Below are 3,040 nucleotides of genomic sequence, written 5' to 3'. Positions count from 1 at the left end.
AACGACATGGATGCCGCTTTAAAAGAAGCGGACCGGGCAATCAGCGAATTGCGGTTCAGGGCTGTGGAAATTTTTACCGACATAAGCGGCAAGCCGGTGGATTCACCTGAATTTGTGCCACTTTATGAAAAGATGGAAGGGTATAACCTTCCGGTATTCCTTCATCCCCGACGACCGAATACCGTACCGGATTATCCCGGTGAAGTTGCATCAAAATATCTAACATTCACAAACTTTGGCTGGCCTTATGAAACTTCAAAAGCAATGGCCCGACTGGCTTTTGGCGGGGTCTTTGACCAATGTCCAAATCTTAAAGTCATTACTCACCATGCCGGCGGAATGATCCCTTTTTTTAGTAAAAGGATTGAATTGTCCTGGGATTTCAACGAAATGCGTATGGGCTATCGGGTCGAAAAACCGCTTTGCAAAGCCCCGCTTGATTATTACCGGATGTTTTTCTGCGACACGGCCATACAAGGGAATACACCCGCATTAATGTGCGCTTATCATTTTTTTGGTGCAGAACATATGCTGTTCGCTACCGATATGCCTTATGATAACCAGCTGGGAGAAAGAGTCTATCGTGAAACAATTTCGGCAATAGAAGAAATGGCCATATCGGACACAGAAAAAAAGAAAATTTTTGAGGATAACGCCCGTAAGTTGCTACGTTTGCCGGTGTAAAAGGAAACAAGATTATGTCTTCACTATCAATTTCCAAGCGGATAACCGAAATTCCTTTCGCCGGGATACGACGGGTATTTGAAAAGGCGACTCGTTTGGAGGCCAGTGGCGTTAAAGTAATTCACTTTGAAATTGGACGCCCGGATTTCGATACCCCGCCACATATCAAAGATGAAGCCTTTCGTGCCCTGGAGCGGGGGATGGTTCATTATACATCCAATGCCGGACTGCTGGAACTCCGTAAGGCTATCGCTGAAAATATCTTTCAATTTAAGAACGTCCGGTATAACCCCGATTCTGAAATAATGGTTACAGCCGGTGGGCAGGAAGCTATGTATTTGACCATCCAGGCCCTTCTTAACCCGGGGGATGAAGTCCTGGTGCCTGATCCCGGCTACAGTCTCTTTTCCTCCTGTGTAAAGTTGGCCGGTGGTGTTCCCGTGGCTGTACCCCTTCAGGGGGAAAAAAATTTTTCGTATGACATTGATACAACCCAAAAACTGATCACGGATCGTACACGGGCGATAATAGTCAATTCACCTCATAATCCCACAGGCACGGTTTTAACAGCGGACCAGATGGAAGCTGTCTGCCGTCTTGCAGTTGATCATGGATTACTTGTTCTCACGGATGAAGCGTATGACCGCATCCTTTACAATAAATGTGAGTTACTCAGTCCGGCTACCATTCCGGACATGAAACAGCAGACAGTCCTTTGGGGATCACTGTCCAAAACCTATTCCATGACAGGCTGGCGAATCGGTTATCTGGCTGCTCCGCCTGAGCTGATTGCTGCTGCGATTAAGGTTCAACAGAACCTCATGCTATCGGTATGTTCTTTTGCCCAGGCAGGCGCTATTGCTGCCTTGAGAGGTCCACAGGCTTGTGTGGATGCGATGGTCGAAGAGTTCAATCGCAGACGCCTGATCATTTTGAGCGCAATCGAACAATCACCGGCTCTTTCCTGTCCGGCTGTACCCATGGGTTCATTCTACGAATTTGTCAAGCACAGCGTTCCCGGCATGGATTCGAACGCGCTGGCTGATTATCTGCTGGATCGAGGGGGCGTCGCAGTAGTGCCGGGGTCGGACTTTGGTAGTAAAGGCGAAGGATTTTTGCGCTTTTCTTACTCCACTTCACTGCAAGACTGCACAGAGGGTATGGAGCGCGTCGTTCGAATGATGACGGAACTTTCGACTTGAACGATCATTGAAAACACTCGGTTGAAACGAATATAATAATCCTATAAAGAGTTAAATCATGTTAACAATTGTTAGTATTTTGCCTCTTAAACGCTTTCAAGTTTTGGGGATCCACGTTCCAAATGAGTTAAAATTTGTTTTTAAAAGTGTACAGTCCGAGGACGAAATAATAACAGCCTGTAAGGGAGCAGATATTTTATTCGTGCCGCCTGCTTACCCTCCGATTACCGCTCGGGTATTAGAGAAGATTCCTTCCATCCGCATGATTCAGAGTTCCGGGTCTGGATATGATCAGATCGATGTGGAAACAGCCGCCCGACTAAGGATCCCTGTGGCCAATGTTCCGGATCAGAACACATCGACAGTTGCCGAGTTTACAATTGCCCTGCTCATTGCCCTTCAGCGCCAAGTAGTCCTTTCCGACACAGAAATCAAAGCGGGTCATTACAGCCGTATAAGGGAACAATTTTTTGAATCTGGACTGAAGGAAGTTCGAGATACGCAATTAGGCCTTGTTGGATTTGGAGCGATCGGCCGTCAAGTAGCAAAGATAGCTGGCCTTCTGGGTGCAACCGTGAGTTACTATGATATATACAGAGCCCCGGAGCACTTGGAGATGGAATTCCAGACAAAATATAAAATTATAGACGAACTTCTCGCTTCCAGTGATGTTATCAGTCTACATGTTCCTTTAACCGCTGAAACCAAAAGATTTATCGGCCGGAAGGAACTTTGTCGCATGCGTGCAGGAGCGTTTTTAATCAACACCTCTCGAGGAGAAGTCGTCGATCAGAACGCCTTGGCAGAAATGCTGGAAAGTGGCCATATAGGTGGCGCCGCAATCGATACGTTATCACCGGAACCGCCGCCGCCGGAACACCCCTTGCTTAACCTTTCCGAAGGAGTCCGAAAAAAGCTCTTGCTCACTCCTCATATCGCGGGTATCGCTACCGGAGCTTTTACCCGTCTATTAAACAGCGCCATAGCGAATATGTTGCGCGTGGCCGCCGGCAAAGCCCCTGAGAATGTGGTAAACGGTGTTGTTATAGCAAGGACCTGCACAGAAAACAACAAACTGGGTGCTGTCAAGTTTTTTGTGTAAAATTTTTATCAGCCAGTTTTTTGAAGAATGGCAGATTCTTGCGCACTTTTCC

Annotated in this window: 3 protein-coding genes; all 3 read left to right on the top strand. The window is 47.1% G+C overall.

Annotated elements, in window-relative coordinates:
• The first annotated feature begins 6 nt into the window (after positions 1 to 6).
• Genes P1P89_22950 through P1P89_22940 form a run of 3 tightly spaced genes read left to right on the top strand, consistent with a single transcriptional unit; the run spans position 7 to position 2,988 of the window.
• Positions 7 to 684 (top strand): amidohydrolase family protein, encoded by a 678-nt coding sequence (locus tag P1P89_22950; protein ID MDF1594382.1) that lies wholly within the window; start codon positions 7 to 9, stop codon positions 682 to 684.
• A 14-nt stretch (positions 685 to 698) separates the two neighbouring features.
• Positions 699 to 1,886, top strand: a complete 1,188-nt coding sequence (locus P1P89_22945) for a pyridoxal phosphate-dependent aminotransferase (GenBank protein MDF1594381.1) — start codon at positions 699 to 701, stop codon at positions 1,884 to 1,886.
• A gap of 58 nt (positions 1,887 to 1,944) precedes the next feature.
• On the top strand, positions 1,945 to 2,988 hold the full coding sequence (locus P1P89_22940) for an NAD(P)-dependent oxidoreductase (protein ID MDF1594380.1): 1,044 nt from the start codon (positions 1,945 to 1,947) through the stop codon (positions 2,986 to 2,988).
• The last annotated feature ends 52 nt before the right edge of the window (positions 2,989 to 3,040 follow it).

Source organism: Desulfobacterales bacterium (assembly GCA_029211065.1).
In the GTDB taxonomy this organism is placed as follows: Bacteria; Desulfobacterota; Desulfobacteria; order Desulfobacterales; family JARGFK01; genus JARGFK01.
Note: the sequence above shows the minus strand (reverse complement) of the source record. Positions and strands in the feature narration are given on the sequence as shown.

Coding starts and splice junctions, on each gene's coding strand:
- P1P89_22950 (MDF1594382.1), top strand. CDS start 7: ATGGATGCCGCTTTAAAAGAAGCGGACCGGGCAATCAGCGAATTGCGG.
- P1P89_22945 (MDF1594381.1), top strand. CDS start 699: ATGTCTTCACTATCAATTTCCAAGCGGATAACCGAAATTCCTTTCGCC.
- P1P89_22940 (MDF1594380.1), top strand. CDS start 1,945: ATGTTAACAATTGTTAGTATTTTGCCTCTTAAACGCTTTCAAGTTTTG.